Source organism: Halomonas sp. DP1Y21-3, assembly GCF_019801245.1.
Classification (GTDB): Bacteria; Pseudomonadota; Gammaproteobacteria; order Pseudomonadales; family Halomonadaceae; genus Halomonas; species Halomonas litopenaei.
Genome location: NZ_JAHVJM010000005.1, coordinates 13,618 through 30,680, shown reverse-complemented (window position 1 = coordinate 30,680; position 17,063 = coordinate 13,618). Strand labels below are relative to the sequence as shown.

The 17,063-nt window shown below is 67.4% G+C and carries 6 protein-coding genes; all 6 read left to right on the top strand.

Translation table 11 applies throughout. The features are described from left to right. Positions 1 to 65 precede the first annotated feature (65 nt). The 6 genes from KUV74_RS14885 (at position 66) to KUV74_RS14860 (ending at position 16,971) form a co-directional block, all read left to right on the top strand. Positions 66 to 9,929, top strand: coding sequence for a VCBS domain-containing protein (locus tag KUV74_RS14885; RefSeq protein ID WP_222516738.1), 9,864 nt, complete (start codon positions 66 to 68; stop codon positions 9,927 to 9,929). Positions 9,930 to 9,952: 23 nt separating this feature from the next. Beyond that, positions 9,953 to 11,548, top strand: a complete 1,596-nt coding sequence (locus KUV74_RS14880) for a TolC family protein (RefSeq protein WP_222516737.1) — start codon at positions 9,953 to 9,955, stop codon at positions 11,546 to 11,548. After that, positions 11,538 to 12,386 (top strand): efflux RND transporter periplasmic adaptor subunit, encoded by an 849-nt coding sequence (locus KUV74_RS14875; protein WP_222516736.1) that lies wholly within the window; start codon positions 11,538 to 11,540, stop codon positions 12,384 to 12,386. Before KUV74_RS14880 ends, KUV74_RS14875 begins: the two co-directional genes overlap by 11 nt. After that, complete coding sequence (locus KUV74_RS14870; protein WP_222516735.1) at positions 12,383 to 13,813, top strand: efflux RND transporter periplasmic adaptor subunit; 1,431 nt, start codon at positions 12,383 to 12,385, stop codon at positions 13,811 to 13,813. Before KUV74_RS14875 ends, KUV74_RS14870 begins: the two co-directional genes overlap by 4 nt. Before the next feature lie 2 nt (positions 13,814 to 13,815). Then, positions 13,816 to 16,041, top strand: a complete 2,226-nt coding sequence (locus tag KUV74_RS14865; RefSeq protein WP_222516734.1) for an HlyD family efflux transporter periplasmic adaptor subunit — start codon at positions 13,816 to 13,818, stop codon at positions 16,039 to 16,041. 165 nt (positions 16,042 to 16,206) lie between these two features. Next, the gene (locus KUV74_RS14860) at positions 16,207 to 16,971 is read left to right on the top strand and encodes a FadR/GntR family transcriptional regulator (protein WP_231498686.1); all 765 of its coding nucleotides are present in this window, start codon (positions 16,207 to 16,209) and stop codon (positions 16,969 to 16,971) included. The last annotated feature ends 92 nt before the right edge of the window (positions 16,972 to 17,063 follow it).

The following is a 17,063-nucleotide window of genomic DNA, read 5'->3' as shown; positions in this document are numbered from 1 at the left end:
AGATATGGCATTAAAAGCGTCATCTGCCATCGATACAGTGACAACAAGGAAAGGCAGGAGTCGGTATGAAGGGAACTCGTTCACGGCTGATCGCGCTGGAGCCACGCCTGCTGTTCGATGGCGCCATGGCGGCCACCCCCGACCCCGCCAGCGATGGCGACGGTGGGAAACCCAACCAGCACCAGCCGACAGACGGCGACGGCCAGGCACCGGCCACCCAGGCTGACAGCCCCGCTGGCGCCGGGGCTCCCGCTCGCCACCTGGTGGTGGTGGACGCCCGCCTCTCCGACGCCCAGCGCCAGACGATCCGCGAGGGGCTGGCCGACGACGCCGAACTGCTCGAGGTGGACGCCGACGAGAACGGTATCGAGGCCATCACCGCGGCCCTGGCCGGCATGGACCAGGTCGAGAGCGTGGAGATCTTCAGCCACGGCGCCTCAGGACAGTTTCAGCTCGGCGATACCCTGGTCGGCAACGACACTCTCACGAGCCTGACGGCGAGCCTCGGCCAGTGGCGCGAGGCACTGACGGCCGACGCCGACCTGCTGCTCTACGGCTGTCGCATCGGCGCCACCGACGCTGGGCTCGAACTGGTGGAAGGTCTCGCCAGCGCCACCGGCATGGACGTGGGCGCCTCCACCGATGATACCGGCCACAGTGGCCTGGGCGGCGACTGGGAGCTGGAGCGTCAACAGGGGCAACTGGCTGACGACCGTGGCGTGGCACTCGCCGCCCTCGCACCCTTGGATGGCCTGCTGGCCGACGCCGAGCCGACGGCGTCGCTCGGCGAATCCGCCACAGAGGTGCCGCTGGGTGAGGAATTTCAGTTCACCGTCAGCGTGTCCAATGCTTCCACCGCCCAGGAGGGCTACGCCCCCTTTGTCCAGTTGATCGTGCCCGCTACCGGCAAGGACGGCGCCGGCGCCGAGGTCGACGATGGCGTCATCATCACCTCGGCAAGCTACCTGGGAGGGCAACTCGACCTCTACCAGGTGACCTTCGACGCCAACGGCGAGGCGGTGCACCCACTGGCAAAGGACGCCAATGGCGACCCGATCACCGTGCTGGCCTCGGCCTATGGCGCCCAGGCCGGCGACACCCTGGTGGTGGCGGCATTGCCCTTCGCCAGCCTGACCAGCGACCAGCCAAGTATCGACGTCACCTTTACCGGCGAGCTGAGCGAACTGGCCGATACCTCCCAGACCAACGGCAGCCCGGACCTGGTCATCCAGGCCATGGCCGGCTTCGAGCTCGGTAACGATGCCCTGTCCAACCCGGAGCAGGACCCCAGCCTGGTCGGCAGTGCGGTCGCCTTCACCATCACCCCCACGGTCATCGCGGTGGAGCAGAGCCTCGACATGAGCGAGGGCGACACCACCACCGGCGAGAACTACCCCCACAGCCTGGTCACCACGGTGCGACCGGCCGGCGCCGGTGCCACCGCCCAGACCCTGACCGACGTGGTCATCACCCAGCCGGTGCCGACCAACGTTCAGGTCACCGCCATCGATCCCGGCAACGGCACCCTGACCTCCATCACCCTGGCCAGCGGCAACACCTACACCGGTGATCTGACCATACAGGCGCTGATCAACAGCGATGCCTTCATCACCTCCTACACGGTGACCTACGCCAACCTCACCGAGGCCCAGTCCAGCCGGGTCGACTTCTATGTGCCGGAGACCGATGCCAACGGCGACCCTGTCCTCGACCCGGTGACCGGCAACGACCAGACGATCACCTTTGGCGCCCCCACCGGCAGCGGCGTCTGGCTGCCGCTGGACGATCGCGACCGCAATCCCGACGATCCCGACGGCAAGGTCAGCTTCGAGGGTACCGGCGATGAGCTGAGCTTCGTTGCCAAGTCGATCACCCTGGAAAAGACCGCCACCCTGGCCATCGATACCGGCACCAGCGGCCTGACCCCGGGTGACACCCTGGAATACCGGCTGGAGATGGCGCTGTCGGACTACTTCGCCTTTGGCGAGGACACCCAGCTCGAGGGTCAGTTTGTCGTCACCGATACCCTCGGCGACGGCCAGACCCTCGAGGGCACCCCGACGCTGATCCTCTACAGCGGTGATGACGCCACCACCATCGATCTGGTGGTCACCACCAGCGTCAATGCCGATGGCACCACCACCCTTGTCTTCGATATCGCCCAGTCGATCGAGAACGCCCTGGTCGACCAGGCCTGGCTCGCCGGCGACGCCGCCTTCGACGGAATGATCGACGCCGGCGCCACCCGTGCGCTGATCAGCTATCGCGCGGTCATCGATGACGCCTACGCGAACGTGAGCGATCACCCTGACATCAACGAAGGCGATAGTATCGGCAATGCCGCCGAGGTCGACGCCACCCTGCTGCTCAACCCGAACAACCTGACCGGCGAGAGCGAGACCGACGGCTCCAGCACCGAACTGACGGTGCCCACCAGCCAGGTGGACATCGCCATCGAAGGAGGCGCCAGCGAACTGGCTCCCGGCGACGAGGTGACCTTCACCCTGCGCTACGAGCTGGTCACCGGCGACCACGAAAACTTCCAGTTGATCGCCTACCTGCCGCTGCCGCTGCTCGACACCTCCGGTATCAGCTGGACGCAAGGTACTGACTCCGGCCAGTGGTCCCTGGCAGCGGACAACAGCTGGGCGGGCGAGATCACCAGCGTAGCGAGCGGTCCCGGCAATGCCATCGTCTTTACCCTGGCAGACCTGTCCACGACAGAGGCCAGCACCATCGCCCTGAGCTTTACCATGACGGTGGGGGATCAGCCCTTCGCCGACGGCCGCTCGCTGGATGTGCTGGCCGAATCGCGCCAGACCACCACCCTCGACCAGACCGAACTGGTGACCCAGGACGTGGTCAAGGTGCAATCGGTGGCCGAGCCGGTCGTCACCATCACCCATGGGGTGGTGTCCTCGACCAACGGCAGCGTCAGCGGCACCAGCGGCAGCTGGAATGCGCCCGGCTCGGCGGGTGCGCCCTTCACCGGCAGCATCACCGACCCGGCGGCGGTTGACGGCGACGTCACCGACATCGACGCCGGCGACACCCTGCGCCTGGCCACGCTGCTCGAGAACACCGGCGGCGGCGGCGCCTTCGACGTGACGACCGAGATCGAGCTGCCCACGGACCTGGCCTTTGTCGGTGGCAGCCTGGGCGGTGCCAACCTGACCCTGACGCTCGGTGACGGCAGCGTGCTGATCGAGGGCACCGACTACAGCGTCAGTGGCAACACCATCACCCTGCTCGACGACAGCGGCCAGGCCACCCTGCAGGCCGGGCGGGATGGCAGCGCCAGCGACGCCGCCGGCACCAACATCATCGTCATCACCTACGACGTGACCGTGGCCGAGGCGGTCAGCGCCAGTCGCACCCTAGGCACCACGGCAACGCTCACCAACTACGCCAGCGTCGACGGTGGCACCGACTTCACCCCGACGGACCTCGAGGACGACGCGACCCAGCAGGTGGCGGCGCCAACCATCACGACCACCTTCGCGGACGGCGGCGCCGCCACTGATAACGACTCGAGCGAGACCCACACCGACGGCGCCGACCTGGTGGTCGGCGAGTCGATGCTCTACGACATCGTGGTGACCCTGCCGGAAGGCACTACCCAGGAACTCAGGGTCAATGACCTGATACCGCCGGGCATGGCGCTGGATACCAGCTTCAATAGTAACTCGGGTTATGAACTGATCACCCTGGCCGCCGGCAGCGACAACCTGAGCGCCAACTTCGCAGGCAGTGTCTCCGTCAGCGCGCTTGCCGGCAGCGGCGGCACCCTGGGCGCTGACGGCGTCGATGGCCAGTTCACCTTCAGCGCCGCCAGCGCCACTGGCGACAACGACACCGGCAACAATACCTTCGTGCTGCGCCTCCAACTGATCGCCAGCAATACCCCCGGCAACCAGCAAGACGTCACCCACGAGCACAAGGCCAGCCTGAGCTATCAGGACGTCGACGGCGACGAGATCAACGGCGCCACCGCCGTGGATCGCGACGTCAGTCAGCCCGGTACGGGTCCGACCACCACCCTGGTGGAACCCACGGTCACCATCGAACAGGCGCTGACCACCCCTTCCGACCCGGGTCTCGGAGTCGACTCTGGTGACGCCATCGAGTACGCCGTCACCTTTTCGAACACCTCGGGGGTCGACGCCTTCGACCTGGGGCTGTCTGTCCAGCTACCTGCTGAACTCGACGGCGTCAGCCTTGAGGCGGTGAGTTTCAGCGACGCCAACGGGCCCGCCGTGGGTGACTTCGAGATCACCGGCAACGACACCGACGGCTATCAACTCAGCCTCAAGAGTGGATTCGATCTCGACCTGCGTACCGACCATTCCATCACCCTGACCATCGGAGGCACCGTGGGCGCCACTGCCGCGGATCTGGCGAACCTCACCTCCGAGGCCCGGGTCGACTGGACCAGTCTCGACGAGACCAGCTCCAGCAATGGTACCGAACGTACAGGGGCCAACGGGGAACTGGGGGATGGCTCCCTCAACGACTATCGGCAGATCGATATCCAGGCGATCCCGATCGCTCAGACACTGCAGGTGTCCCGCGTCGGCGGGCTGGACAGCACCGCAGCTGCAGACCCGACCGGCGACACCCGCGAAGACGTCGCGGTGGGTGAAATCATCCGCTACAGGGTGGTGGCGCTGCTGCCCGAAGGCACTACGGACAACTATCAACTGACGATTCAGGTCGATGAAGGTCTCACCATTCTCCCGGAGACGGCCAACCAGATCAAGATGGCCTTCATCGCCAACGGTGGCGGTCTGACAAGCAACCTTAACACCGGCGCCAATTCCGTCGATGGCAATGGCCAGTCCCCCGAGGCCGGGTACATCCAGAGCGACCTGAGCGTCGGACCGGAGGGTGTGCTCGACCCTGCCCGCTACACCATCAGCGGCGATGGACGCACCCTGACCATCGACCTGGGCACCATCACCAACACCAACAACGACCTCGACAAGGAAGGCATTTCGCTCGAGTTCAATGTGCGGGTCGACAACGTCTCGACCAACCAGGCAGGGACAGAGCTTGGCATGGTCGTGACCGAAAGCCGCGACGGCACCAGTTTCCAGAGCGAGGAAATCTACGAACGAATCGTCGAGCCGTCCTTTACCGATATGACCAAGACGGTGGTGGACTTCGATCCCGCTCCGGATGACAACACCGGTACCGCCAGCGTCACCGTTGCCTTTACCCAGAACGGTGGCATGCCCGCCTACGAAGTGGTGCTGACCGACGCCTTTCCTCCCTCGGGCAGCGATTATGTCATCGACAGTGTGGTCATCGATGGCCAGAGCTACAGCCTGGGCGGCCTGCCGGCCGGAGTCGTGGCCAACGCCACCGCCAGTGGAATCGAGGTCACCTTTGCACAGCTCGACCCGGGCAGCGAGGTCAGCGTGTCCTATCGCCTCGAGGTACCCAACGATGCGGTGGTGACGGCCACCGCCGCCGAGGCCCGTCTTGCCTGGTCCAGCCTGCCCGACGACGGCAGTTTCGATGGCTTTGCTGGCAGCGATGTCGGCCCCGACGGCTCGGCAGCGGGCGAGCGTACCGATGCCGACGGAAGCGGCGGGCTCAATGACTATGTGTTGACCGCCGGGGCGAGTCTCGGGCTGATCGAAGGCACCCTGTGGAATGACACCCTCAGCGCCAACACCAGCAAGACACCCGATGGCGATGGTCTGGCCGGCGTCAGTGTGACCCTGACCTGGGCAGGCAGCGATGATACCTTCGGTAACGCCGACGACGTCAGCTACACCACCGTCACCGACCCAAACGGCAACTACTCCTTCGGCGTGCTGCCCAAGGGCAGCTATCGCATCTCGGCCAGCGAAAGCCTCACCGACGCCGATGCCGGCGAGCTGAAGGCGCGTATCGACAGCGGACCCTCCGACGACGGCAGCCTATCGTTGATCACCGGCGCCGTAGACGGCGACACCACCTTCGACGCCGATATCGGCTATGTCGAACTCAACGACGCCCCGGTCCACACCTTGCCGGCCTCGCCGGTCTCCGGTGACGAAGACACCGACATTACCATCACCGGCATCTCGATCGCCGACCCCGACGCCCTGACGCCCGGCACCAGCGGCGCACAGGTCCTCACCACCACCCTGAGCGTGAACAATGGCACCCTGACGGTCACCGCCGGCACCGGAAGCGCCACTGTGTCAGGCAGTGGCGCCAGCGTGACCATCGAGGGCAGCGTCGACGAGATCAACGCTGCCCTCGCCACCCTGACCTATACCGGCGTCGCCAACTTCAACGGTGACGATACCCTGACCATCGTTACCAGCGACAACGGCAACTTCGGCGATCACCCGGACAACGGCAACGGCATCCCCGGCGAGAAGATCGACGACGCCCTGATCGCCCGCGATACACTGGCCATCGAGGTCATCGCGGTCAACGATGTTCCTCTGGCCATCGACGACAGCGCCACCGCCGTGGAGGCAGGGGGGCGCTTCAATATCGGCGGCATCGACCCCAACGGTCTCGTCATCATCAACGACAAAGACCCCGACAAAGGTGACGCCGACCCCGACGTGCTGACGGTGGTCCGGGCGGGCACCGACGACAGCTCACTGCAGGCGGTCAACAGCGACCCCGCCTCGCCCACCCGTATCCAGGGCAGCTACGGCACCCTGGTGATCTCCTCGAGCGGCTCGGCGGAGTACCAGCTCGACAACGACGACGCTGCCGTCGAGGCGCTGAGGCTGAGCGGCAATACCCTGACCGAAACCTTTGTCTATGAGATCGGCGATCGCGCGGGCGCCACCTCCCAGGCCACCATCACCATCACCATCGAAGGCGCCAACGACGCCCCGGTGGGCGTCGACGACAGCGGCGTGGCCATCGAGAAAGGTGGCATCAACAACGCCACCGCCGGCCAGGACGCCAGCGGCAATGTGCTGACCAACGATACCGACGTCGACCGCAACGGCGAGACCAAGGCGGTCACCGGTATCCGCACTGGCGATGAGCTCCTCGGCAGTTTCGATGAGGTCACCGGCGCCACCGACGTGATCGGCAGCTACGGCACCCTGACCATCAATCCGGATGGCAGCTATAACTACGTCATCGATGACGACAACACAGCCGTCGAAGCCCTGGCGGTGGGCGATACCCTGAGCGAGACCTTCAGCTACCTGGTCACCGACGCCGAGGGACTCGATGACATCGCGGTGCTGACCATCACCATCGAAGGCGCCCAGGACAACCCCGTCGCCACCAACAACACCACCAGCGCCCAGGCACCGTCCACCGACGGTGCCACACCAGCGGTGGACGGCACCGGCAATCTGATCGCTGATGACGACGGTGATGGCGTCGATGCTGACGTGGATACCATCGACCAGGGTGCGCTCTCCATCGGCGCCATTCGCCCCGGCAGCGAGGCGGCCGGCGGCGCCATGACCAGCCTCGGTGGCGTCAGCGCCAGCGTCGATGGTCAGTACGGGCGGCTCACGGTAGACGCCGACGGCAGCTACCGCTACGTGGTCGACGGCGACAACGCCGCCGTACAGGCCCTGGCGGCAGGCGCCACCCTGAGCGAGACCTTCACCTACCGACTGATCGACACCGCCGGCAATCCGGATCTGGCCGAGCTGGTCGTCACCGTCACCGGCGCCAACGATCCGCCAAGTCCGGTGGCCGACCAGGCCATCGCGGTGGAAGCCGGGGGTACCGCCAACGCCACCCCAGGTGACGACCCCAGTGGCAATGTCCTGACCAACGACGACGACGTGGATGGACAGACACTGAGTGTCGATCAGGTCCGCTTCAACACCACCACGGTGGCCGCCGGCCAGCCGCTGGCCGGGCGCTACGGCACCCTGACCCTGAACGCCGACGGCAGCTTTTCCTACGTGGTCGATAACAGCAATCCGGCGGTGGAGGCCCTAAGAACCGCCAACGATACCCTCACCGAGGTCTTCGTCTACCGCAGCGTCGATCCCCTGGGTGCCAGCACCACGGCGCGTCTGACCGTGACCATCGAGGGACGCGACGATGCCCCGGTGGCCGCCGACAACGTCGCCCTGGCGGTGGCCGACAGCGATCAGGGCACCGGCCGTGATCCCAGCGGCAATGTGCTCGACAACGACAGTGATATCGACGCCGGTGACCAACTGGCCGTGAGTGGCGCCCGACCCGGCACCGAGGCCGCAGGCGGGGCCCTGTCCACCCCCAGCGCCGGCACGATAACCCTGACAGGCCAGTACGGCACCCTGACGCTTGCTACCGACGGCAGTTACAGCTACGCGGTCGACCAGACCAACGCCGAGATCCTCGGGCTTGGCCCGCTGGAGTTCCGCCGCGACGTCTTCACCTACGAGGCCCGTGATCTGGCGGGACTGGTGGACCTGGCCGAACTGACGGTGTTCGTGCGCGGCCAGAACCAGGCGCCGGTGCCCGGCGCCGACGATGGCCTGGCGGTGGAGGCCAGTGGCCGCGACAATGCCACGCCCGGGGCGGACGCCGTGGGCAATGTGCTCGACAACGACAGCGACGTCGATGGCGACATCAACCTCGGCGTCAACCTGCTCGGCCCCAACCTGACGGTGACCGGCGTTCGCACCGGCGATGACCCAAGTGCCGGCACCGAAGGCACCCTCGGCAATGCCCTTGTGGGCCGCTACGGCAGCCTGGTGATGGAGGCCGACGGCAGCTACCGCTACCAGGTCGATGACGACAACCCGGAGGTCCAGGCGTTGCGTCAAAGCGGCCAGACCCTGGTCGACGTCTTCACCTATGCGCTGGAGGACCGCTGGGGCGGTCCCGCCAGTGCCAGCCTGACGATTACCATCGATGGGCGCAACGATACACCGACGGCCCGCGACGACAGCGGCGACGCCGTGGACATCGGCGGAGGCGCGAGCCGTCCCGACGCCACCGGCAACGTGCTGCCCAACGACACCGACGTCGACGCCGAGCGCTACGGCGAGACCCAAAGGGTCACCCTGGTGGCACAGGATGGCGTCAGCGCGGCGCCCGGCGAGCGCCTGGCGGGCCGCTACGGCACCCTGATCATCGAGGCGGACGGCAGCTACCGCTACTTTATCGACCGCACCAACAGCGAGGTACTGCGCGCCAGCGGCCTGGGTCCGCTGCTGCAGGAGGTCTTCGTCTACACCCTGACCGACCAGGCCGGCGCCAGCGACACCGCCACCCTGACCCTGACCCTGGATATCGCCGCACCCTATATTCCGATCAGGGATGGCGCCGGGCCCCATTTCCTGCGCCCGGACGATGGGAGCCAGTCGCGCGCCACTCTCGGCGATGTCGACCCGGTGGTCTATGTCACCCCGGAGGTCGAGCGCAATAGCCGCCAGGTCTTCGACTACCTGCGCCTGTCCCACGGCGCCCAGCCCTGGCTGGTCAGGCCGCTGGAGATGCAGATCCCGTCGCTGGCCAACGGCCTGGGTGAGGTGCCAGGCCAGTACGTGCTGCGCGGCGTAGCCTTGAGTCGCCTATATGCCGAGCAGGATCAATTGCTGCTGCTGGGCCGCCACGGTCGCACCGACCTGACGGCAGATGGCCTGCTGGCCGATCCCTCCGTCTACGCTCCCACCCGCGAACAATTGCTGAACAACGCCGCTGGTACCGATGGCGAACCGACGATTCCGACGCGAAGCTCGACGCCGGGCGACGCTCAACCTGGCTCGGCCGAGGCGCCGAACCCCGACGCGGCAGATGATGGCCGGCCTGTGCTGCCGCCGGGGGCCGAATGGATCGCCGATGGTGACCAGGACGATCGCCTCGAGCCAGCAGCGCTGGCCCAGGACGGCTGGCGCGGGCCAGAAGAGACCTCCGGCGCCTCTCCCAGAGTCGCTGCAGGCTTTCGCGCACAACTGACGGCCATGGCCGGCTCCACCGCGCCGCTGCGAGGGGAGCACGACCTGTGAGATTCGAACGACAAGGACACCGCATGCATCGACTACCGCTCACCACGCTGGCGGTCACCGCCGGCCTGACCCTGAGTGCCTGCTCCAGCCTCGAGCCCCAGCCCTTCGACGCCACCGAGATCCGTCAGCGGGCGATCAGCGACCAGGCCCAGATGTATCGCCTGCAGGAGCCGCTCAATCAGCCGGTTACCTTCTACGAGGCCGCCGCCCGGGCACTCAAGTACAACCTCGACTATCGCCTGAAGCTGATGGAAAGCGCCCTGGCCTCGAACCTGCGTGACGTCTCGCGCCATGAACTGCTGCCACGCATCGTCGCCGAGGCCGGCTACAGTGATCGCAGCAATGACTCCGGTGGCACCTCCATCGGTATCGAAGACGGCGAGGAAAGCCTGCGCCCCTCCACCTCGGAGCAGCGCTACCGCTCCACCGCGGGCCTTGGCCTGTCCTGGAGTCTGCTCGACTTCGGCCTGGCCTACTACGAGAACCAGCAGAAGGCCGACCAGATGCTGATGGCCGAGGAACGTCGGCGCAAGGTCGCCCAGAACGTGCTGCGCGACGTGCGCAACGCCTACTGGCGGGCGCTGGCCGCCCAACGCCTGATTCCTCGCCTCAATGTACTGCTGGCGCGCACCGAGGTAGCGCTGGACGCCGCCCGTGAGGCCCAGCGCCAGGGATTGCTGCCACGCCAGGAGGTGCTGGCCTACCAGCGCGCCCTGCTCGACTCCACCACCCTGCTGACCGCGCGCCGCCAGGATCTGGAGCTGGCCAAGACCGAACTGGCCGCGCTGATGTCGCTGCCCCCCGGTACCCGCCTGATCCTGGCCGACGAACCGGAACCGGATCTTCCCCCGGACGTCAGCGATATCGAGCGCCTGGAACAGCTGGCGCTGCAGCACCGCCCGGAGATCATGGAGGAGTGGTACCGCAAGCGGGTCAACCAGAACGACCTGGAAGCCGCCAAGCTCAGGCTGTGGCCCAACGTCACGGTCAGCGCGGGCATCGAGTATGACTCCAACGACTACCTGTACAACAACGACTGGACCGAGACCGGCGTCAATGTGTCCCTGAACCTGTTGAAGCTGTTGTCCTATCCCGATCTGAACGAAGCCCAGGACACCCAGGGTGACGCCGACAACCTGCGCCGTACCGCGCTGTCCATGGCGGTCCTGACCCAGGTTCGGGTGGGCGCCCTGCGCTACCACCTGGCCCGCGAAGAGCTCGAGTACAGCGACGAGAGCCTCGAGGTGGACGAGGACCTGCTGGCCTACGCCAAGGCCGCGGCCTCCTCTTCCATCGGCTCGGAGCTTGAGGTGATTCGCGCCGAGAGCCGCTATCTGCTGTCCCAGTACCAGCGCAAGGCGGCCTACTCCCGCGCCCAGGCCGCCTGGGGCCGGTTGTTCAACTCGGTGGGCCTGGACGTGCTGCCCGAGACCGTCGCCCAGCACGATGTACAGACCCTGGCCAGCGAGATCGAGCGGATCATGACCACCCACGAGCGCCAGGGCATCATTGCGCCTCACCCGGGCCAGCCACCGGCACCAGCCGGCGGGCCCACCCTGGAGCCGCGTCGCCCGCAGCCTGGGACGGGCGCCGATGAGGGGGGCACCGATGCCGTCTAGTCGTCTTCGCCCGCGCTCGGCCGGGATGCTCCTCGGTCTCGCCCTGCCCCTGCTCGGGCTTTCGGCGCTGGCATCGGCCCAGCAGTCGGCACCTCAATCGACCCAGCAGTCGGCACAGCAATCGACCCAGCAAAGCCGGAGCGAGCTGACCATGCGCGCCCTGCTGGCCCCCCAGCAGGAGGCGACCCTGTCCAGCCGCATGGAAGGCACCCTGGACGAGCTGGCCGTGTCGCTGGGTGCTACGGTGGCCGAGGGCGATGTGCTTGCCCGCTTCGACTGTCGAATCGAACAGGCCCGGGTCAACGTGGCCAATACCGAACTCGGCGTGGCCCGGCTCAACAGCCAGGCCAAGGACCGCCTGCGCCGCCTGGACGCAGTGGGCGATCTCGAGGTGGCGCTGGCCCGCGCGGAGGTCGACAAGGCCCAGAGCGCCTTGAACCTTGCCGCCGTCCAGCGCGATCGCTGTACCTTGAAGGCGCCCTTCGCCGGGCGCATCGCAGCGGTTCACGTCAAGCCCTTTCAGACCATGGCCGCCGGTACGCCGATCGCCGATCTGGTCGGTGATGGCCCTCTCAAGGTCCGGCTCAATGCCCCCTCGGCGCACCTGGCCGAGCTCGGCGAAGGCCAGCCAGTCAGTCTTGACGTCAGCGAGACCGGCAAGCGCTACGCCGCCACGCTCAGCGCGGTGAGTGCCCGCATCGATGCGGTGGCCCAGACCGTCGAGCTCGAGGCACGCCTCGACCAGGCCCATGACGAGCTGATGCCGGGCATGACCGGGCGTGCCACCCTGGTGGCCGAATCGCCCACCACAGAGGACAGCGACGAAGGCACGCCATGAGCGCCAGCGAACACCCACGCCCGGTGTCGCTGGCGTCGTTGAGCCTGGCCCTGCGAGATCGCGCGCTGGACGCCGACTCACGCACCACCCTGGCCTTCTCCATCGCCAACGACCCCTATCCGCTGCTGCGCTTTCGTCAGGCCCTGGTGCTGGAAGGCCGTGCCCGGGGCGCGGTCAAGCTTCGCTGTGTCTCGGGGCTGGCCACGCCCACCGAGCGCACCCCCTTCGTCAACTGGGTGGAAAGGCTCAGCGCCTGGCTGCTCGATCAACACGACATCGATGGCCCCAGGCTGCTGCTGCGCGATCAACTGGAACTCCCCGAGGACCTGGCCGAGGGCTGGGCCCAGTGGTGGCCAGAGGTGCTGTGGCTGGTGCCGCTGGGTCCCGGCGGCGCCGACGTCGACCGAAAGTCGTCCACCGACCATGCCTGGGCGCTGTTTCTGCTCGAGCAGCCACCGCCCCAGGCGCTGCGCCAGCAGCTCGGTGGCCTGGCCGCCACCTGGCGCTACTGCTGGCAGGCCCTGGCGCCACGCCGCCGCGCCTGGCAGCTACCGCGTCGTCGGCTCGGCTGGCTGTTATTGGTTGCAGTGATCGCCGCGATGTTCCTGCCGGTGCGCCAGTCGGCCCTGGCCCCGGCCGAGATCGTGTCGCTGGACAGCGCCGCCATCACCAGCCCGTTGGACGGTGTGGTGGCCGAGATGCTGGTGGAACCCAACTCACGCGTCGAGGCCGGCACCCCCCTGTTTCGCCTGGATCGTAGCGAACTCGAAGGCCGCGCCGAGGTACTCAGGCGTCAGCTCGAGGTGGCCAGCGCCGAGCTCGACGCCGCCGGCAACCTGGCCTTCGACGACCGCTCACGGCTCGCCGACATAAGTCGCCTGAGGCGCCAGCAGGCACAGCGCCTGGCCGAACTGGAGGCACTGGAGGCCAGGCTCGAACGCACCCTGGTGACGGCTCCGACGGCGGGAGTTGCGGTCTACAGCGACCCCGACGACTGGGAAGGACGCCCCGTCGCCACCGGCGAGCGCATCCTGCGCCTGGCCGACCCCGATCAGCCGGCGGTGGAGATCCAGCTGGCCGCCGCCGACGCCATCACCCTGGCAGCGGGGGCCGAGGTCAAGGTATTCCTCAGCGCCCGTCCGCTGGAACCGATCGGCGCGCGCCTCACCCAGACCAGCTACGAAGCCTCGACCGACGCAGATGGCGTCGCCGCCTATCGCCTGCTGGCCGAGCTTGCGCCGACCAAGGTGAAAGACAGCGCCGGACAGAGCCTCGACCAGGGGACCAATACCCAGGCCGACTCGACAGCGAACAAGGTACGCCTGGGGCTGCACGGCACCGCCAAGGTCTACGGCGAAGAGGTCAGTCTCGGCTACTACCTGCTGCGCCGGCCGCTGTCGGCCCTGCGCGCCTGGACGGGGTGGTAGCCATGGCCTCAGCGACACCCGCAAGCCATGGCCCGGGGGCTTCCCATAGCGCGGCTGCCTCCCCCACGGAAGCCAACGCCAGCCCCTTTACCGCGACGATGGCCCATCACACCGCCGGCGTCGATGAACGCTCGGATCGTTCGCCGCCACCGCTGCGCGAGGACCTGGTGCTGGTGGATGCGGGCCGTGATCGCCACGGCGAGCCCCAGTGGTCGATCCAGGACCCGGTGACCAATCGCTTCTACCGGATCGGCTGGCTCGAGTTCGAGTGTCTGGCGCGCTGGGGGGCGAGTCCCGCGCGGATTCGCGACGAGATCGCCGCCCAGACGCCGATGCAGCCGTCGCTCGAGCAGGTGCTCGAACTAGTGGACTTTCTCGAGCATCACCGTCTCTTGCGGGCCGGGCCCGACGCTACCGACCGCATGGCCCGCGAGGCCGCCACAGGCGCCGCCTGGCGCAAGCTGTCCTGGTGGCTGCATCACTATCTGTTCTTTCGCCTGCCGCTGGTGCGCCCGCAGCGCTTTCTTGGCGCCGTGGTGCGCGCCCTGCCCTGGCTGTTCAGCCGTGGCATGGTCACGGCGGTGCTGTTGCTCGGACTGCTCGGGCTGGTGCTGGTGGTGCGCCGCTGGGACCACTTTACCCACGCGGTGATGGACGCCTTCTCGCTGTCGGGCATACTCAGTTTCGCCTGTGCGCTGGTGGTGGCCAAGGCCTGCCACGAACTCGGCCATGCCCTGGTGGCGACCCGGCTGGGGGTAAAGGTGGCGCATATGGGCGTCGCCTTTATCGTGCTGTGGCCGATGCTCTACACCGACACCGGCGAGAGCTGGAAACTCAGGCGCAGCCGATCGCGGCTGGCGATCTCGTCGGCGGGCATGCTGGTGGAGCTTGGCCTGGCAGGCCTGGCGACCCTTGGCTGGGTGCTGACCGAGCCGGGCGCCGTCAACTCGGCGCTGTTGTATCTGGCCACCACCAGCTGGGTGCTGAGCCTGGCGATCAACGCAAGTCCCTTCATGCGCTTCGACGGCTACTTCGTGCTGACCGATCTGCTCGACTTCCCCAACCTGCACGAGCGCGCCGGCGCCCAGGCCCGCGTGTGGCTACGCCGGCGACTGCTGGGGCTCGACGAGGCCTGGCCGGACCCCTTCCCCCGTCATCAGCGACGTTCGCTGGTGCTGTTCGCCTTCGCCACCTGGCTGTATCGACTGGTGCTGTTCCTCGGCATCGCCCTGGCCGTCTATCATCTGTTCTTCAAGGCGCTGGGCATCGTCCTGTTCGCCGTGGAAATAGCCTGGTTCATCCTGATGCCCGTCACCCGAGAATTGCAGCACTGGTGGTCCCATCGCCGCGCCGTCCCCCGGCGCTTTCGCCTGGCCTGGCTGTTCGCCCTCGGCTCCCTGCTGTTGCTGGCCTGCCTGCCCCTGCAGACCCGCGTCAGCGGGCCTGGCGTGCTCCACGCCGAGCGCGAACTGACCCTGTACTCGCCGTTTCCCGCACGCCTGGAGACCATCGCCGCCTCCGGGCGGGTCGAGCGAGAGGCGGCCCTGGTGCGGCTGAGCGAGCCGGATATCCGACGTCGCGAGCTGGCCCAGGACAGCGAGCTCGACCTGCTGGAGGCCGAACTGGCGGGGCTGCTCGACGCCGACGATGGGCGTAATCGCGACAGCGCTACCCTGGCGCTACACCGCGTCAGCGAAAGCGGACGAGAGGCCGCCCGGCGGGAGCAGCAGCGACTGGTCATCAACGCCCCCTTCGCCGGCGAATGGCAGCGCTTCGATCGCCAACAGACGCCGGGGCAATGGGTCGCGACCCGAGAGCCGCTGGGCGTACTGGTGGACCCCTCGACCTGGGTCATCGATGCCTACGTGCCTCAGGACGAGGTCCACCGCCTGAGTCCTGGTGCCCGGGTGCGCTTTCTGGTGGAGGGCCACACCCGAGCACTGGCCGGACACGTCACCAGCATCGGTGCCACCCGCGCCGAGCACCTGAGTCACCCCCTGCTGGCGGCGCGCCACGGCGGCCCGTTGTCCATCTACGAGGACCCGGAGGAGCGCGGCAAGTTGCGTCTTGAACGCGCGCTGATCGCGATCGAAGCCCGCCTGGACAGCCCCTGGACAGGCGGCAGGCAGGCCGCTGGCCAATTGCACATCGACGCCGAGCGTCAGAGCCTGGTCGGCCAGTTCACTACCTGGCTCGCTTCGGTGGTGATCCGCGAGAGCGGCTTCTGAGAAGACGGTTCCCTCTAGACTGCCTGCCCGCGAGCCCACCAGCGCTGCCACTGTGCCCTATTGTCGCTATGCCCCGTTGTCGCTGTGCCGCGTTGTCACTAAGGCGCATTGTCACTATGTTGCACATTCGCTAGCATCGTCACTGCATTCGCCAGGAGCAAGTCAGTGGCCGTCCCATCTCGCAGCAACAGCAAACGCCCCAGCGTGGCCGACTACCTGGCCGAGGCCATCTTCGGCGGACGCTATCGCCCCGGCGACTTCGTGCCCAAGGAGGTCGACCTGGCCGAACAGTTTGCGCTGAACCGTTCGGCGGTCAGGAGCGACCTGCGCCAGCTGGTGGACGTGGGCATCATCGAGCGCATTTCCGGCCACGGCTCCAAGGTGCGCGAGGTCGAGGCCTGGAACATCCTCGACCCGTCGGTCACCGACTGGATGACCCGTTACGCGGCTCCCAACCCCGAGATCCAGCGCGAGATCCTGAGCTTCCGCCTCGACGTCGAGCCCTACGTGGCGATGACCGCCGCCCGCCGCGCGACGGCCCGCGATCTGGTCGCCATCGAGGAGGCCTTCGAGGGCATGGAAAGCGCCATGAACGCCGCCGAGGGCGACGCCAAGCGCTTGCACAGCGATCACGACATCGCCTTCCATGTGGCCATCTTCAAGGCCACCCGCAATATCGTCTGGTCCCAGCTCTCGCATATCCTGCGCCCCTCGATCTACCTGCTGATCGAGACCTCCAACGAAAGCGCCAGCGACCCCGAGGACAGCCTCGAGCGTCACCGCGAGCTGATGGAGGCGATACGCACGCGGCGTCCCCAGGACGCCTTTCGCGCCGCCCAGGCGGTGCTCGCCGGTACCGCCGATGCCCTGGGCATCAAGCCCGGCGACTCGGTGCTCGGCAGCGACCTGGAGTTGCCTCCTACCGGCTAGTCAAGGCCCTGTGGGAGCCGCCATGCTATGCTGGCGGCCTGGCGCAGCCCACGCACCCGCCAGCCCCGTCCCCCTCGCCTAGCCCGTCAAAA